The organism is Terriglobales bacterium, assembly GCA_035764005.1.
Lineage (GTDB): Bacteria > Acidobacteriota > Terriglobia > Terriglobales > Acidobacteriaceae > Gp1-AA112.
The window spans coordinates 1-2,466 of record DASTZZ010000130.1 but is presented as its reverse complement, the minus strand read 5'-3'; the positions used below and the strand labels follow the sequence as shown (position 1 = coordinate 2,466).

Here is a 2,466-nt window from a genome sequence, read left to right as displayed (position 1 = left end):
CGACGTTCTCTCTGAGAGTCCACTCCACCGGTCTTATTGCTTCTATAAACATTCGACTCTAGATACGAAGCATTGGAAGCAAAAGTCGCATCGATTCGGCGGGATGTAAGTGGATGATTCGATGGCGGTTTACGTTTCTTTACAGCAGAAGCGATTTTTCACCACGGAGGCACAGAGGACAGGAGGAACAGCTCAGGCGACATTTTCAACGGCTAAAGCCATGCCCATACCGCCGCTAACGCACAGGGTCGCGATTCCCAGCTTTGCTTTGCGCTTGAGCATCTCGTGAATAAGAGTCACTGTGATCCGCGTTCCCGTGCAGCCGATCGGATGGCCCAGAGCAATGGCTCCTCCATTCACGTTGAGCTTGTCGCGATCGAAATGAATCTGACGATCGCAGGCGAGCACCTGCGCGGCAAAGGCTTCGTTTAGCTCGATCAGGTCGGCATCCAAAGTTTTGATTCCCTGTTTGGCTTCGAGCTTCTGCAGGGCAGGAACCGGACCGATTCCCATGCGTTCCGGACTCACGCCCGCGCTGGTGGCCGCGAGAATCTTCGCCAGTGGCTTCAACTTGCGCTCAGTTACAAACGAGCCACTTGCCAGAACCACTGCCGCGGCGCCGTCGGTGATTCCTGATGCATTGCCGGCTGTGATCGTTCCATCGGATGAGAAGACAGGCTTCAGCCTCGACATCTTCTCCAGCGATACTTGTGGAATCGGGTGTTCGTCACGGGCAAACACCTGCGTGCCCTTCTTGGTCTGGATTGTGACAGGGACGATCTCTGCGTCGAAGCGTCCCGAGTGGATAGCGCGCTCGGCGCGTTGTTGGGAGCAGAGTGCGTACTGGTCCTGCTCTTCGCGCGAGATATGAAACTCGCGTGCGAGAACCTCGGCGGTTTCGCCCATCACCATCTTGGCCATCGGGCAGAAGAAGCCGTCACGATACATTCCGTCGACCAGCTCCTGATTTCCCAGGCGGTAGCCCCAGCGCGCGCCGTCGAGGTAATACGGCAGACGCGACATTGATTCAGTGCCGCCGGCCAGCACGCAATCCATGTTGCCGTTCGCAATCTCCTGAAACGCGAGCGCGATGGATTTCAATCCCGAAGCGCAGGCCTGATTGACTGTGTACGCCGGCACCGTTTCGGGAACTCCGGCGCGAATGGAAATCTGCCGCGCAACGTTGGGACCGCCGCCCGCCTGACGAGCATTGCCGACGATCGTCTCTTCCACCTCAGCGCCCGCGACGCCTGCCCGCTCAAGTGCCGCGCGAGCCGCAACCGTGCCCATGTCGGCAGCGCTCATTTGCGCAAGCGAGCCGCCGAATTTGCCGATGGGCGTGCGGACTGCGGAAACTATGAATACTTCCTGCAAGACAGACTCCTGACTCCCAGTTGTGGCAATCCCAAAATGCGTCTGCCGCTCAAGCACGACGCGAGATGCCCGGGTTTTTACCGCCGCTGCTAAACAGCTTTTCCATCGTACCAGTCAGTGCCGGCACGATTGATCCAGAGCTGGGCGGGACGTTGCAGACTTACGTCCTTATAGCTGGGGATGACCTGACTTCCATCTGCTCTGCTCGTTGCGTCTGTCTCGGTGTAGGAGTAAATGGTTGCCTGCTGTAGCCGAGTACGAACGTACATTGTCCCAATGTAATCACTCAAAACTCCCGCTCGCGTGCCTCTAACTATGTATGGCTGAAACCCTCCTCTATGTTGATGACAACCTGCAGAGGTTGGAGGTAATGAATGCTCGCCTTCGGCTGCTTGGCTATAAGGTGCTTACCGCCAGTAATGGCGTGGACGCTCTCAAGCTGTTTACAGAAAACTACGTTGACCTTGCTGTTGTCGACTACTACATGCCGGGCATGAGCGGTGACCTCGTCGCGTTGGAAATGAAAACGATCCGACCTGCCGTACCGGTCATCATCTTCTCGGGCGTATTCACCCTCGCGGAGATGGTGATTGCATACGTCGATGGCTTCGTTTCGACATCAGACGATCCCGATGCGCTTATCAGAAAGATTGCGGAAGTGCTGAAGCCGCGACGTTCGGCACGAGCAGGATAAACTCCTGAGCCACGAAGCCACGGAGCCGCGAAGCTTCAGCACTACGCGCCTATGATCTTCACAGCGCTGAGGTTCATCTCGCAGCCGCTTCCCATCCGATGCGAACTGAGCTTACTTCGTAGCTGCGTGGCTTCTTGGCTCTTTACCGTTTGACACTCCTTAGAACCAGCATTTAACTTCGCAGAGTTCGGAAGGAGTCACGATGTCCCGAGCTGCTCGCCTTCTTCTCTCGCTAGAACTCGTGCTGTTCTCGACTACGTTGTTCGCGCAGGATCTTGCTTCATTCGAAAAAAAGACAAGCGTCAAGACGTTGTCCAATGGTCTGACGATCGTGGTCTGCGAACGTCACGAGGCGCCGGTCTTTTCGTTTTACACGCTGGTCGATGCCGGCGCCGCGC

4 protein-coding genes are annotated in these 2,466 nt (G+C 56.5%); 2 read left to right on the top strand and 2 right to left on the bottom strand.

Annotated features, from left to right (window positions below; translation table 11 throughout):
• Positions 1–192 precede the first annotated feature (192 nt).
• Positions 193–1,374: a thiolase family protein gene (locus VFU50_21585; protein HEU5235465.1), complete on the bottom strand. Its 1,182-nt coding sequence runs from the start codon at positions 1,372–1,374 to the stop codon at positions 193–195.
• A gap of 89 nt (positions 1,375–1,463) precedes the next feature.
• Complete coding sequence (locus VFU50_21580) at positions 1,464–1,643, bottom strand: hypothetical protein (GenBank protein ID HEU5235464.1); 180 nt, start codon at positions 1,641–1,643, stop codon at positions 1,464–1,466.
• Between the two features lie 50 nt (positions 1,644–1,693).
• Here VFU50_21580 and VFU50_21575 point away from each other — a divergent pair, with 50 nt between their 5' ends.
• Both VFU50_21575 and VFU50_21570 read left to right on the top strand, forming a co-directional pair.
• On the top strand, positions 1,694–2,068 hold the full coding sequence (locus tag VFU50_21575; protein ID HEU5235463.1) for a response regulator: 375 nt from the start codon (positions 1,694–1,696) through the stop codon (positions 2,066–2,068).
• A 202-nt stretch (positions 2,069–2,270) separates the two neighbouring features.
• Positions 2,271–2,466: insulinase family protein (locus tag VFU50_21570; protein HEU5235462.1), on the top strand; the 196-nt coding region annotated here is incomplete at its 3' end.

What these genes read in the sequence shown, in the direction of transcription:
- VFU50_21580 (HEU5235464.1), bottom strand. Translation starts at nt 1,643, where the DNA reads ATGTACGTTCGTACTCGGCTACAGCAGGCAACCATTTACTCCTACACC.
- VFU50_21575 (HEU5235463.1), top strand. Translation starts at nt 1,694, where the DNA reads ATGGCTGAAACCCTCCTCTATGTTGATGACAACCTGCAGAGGTTGGAG.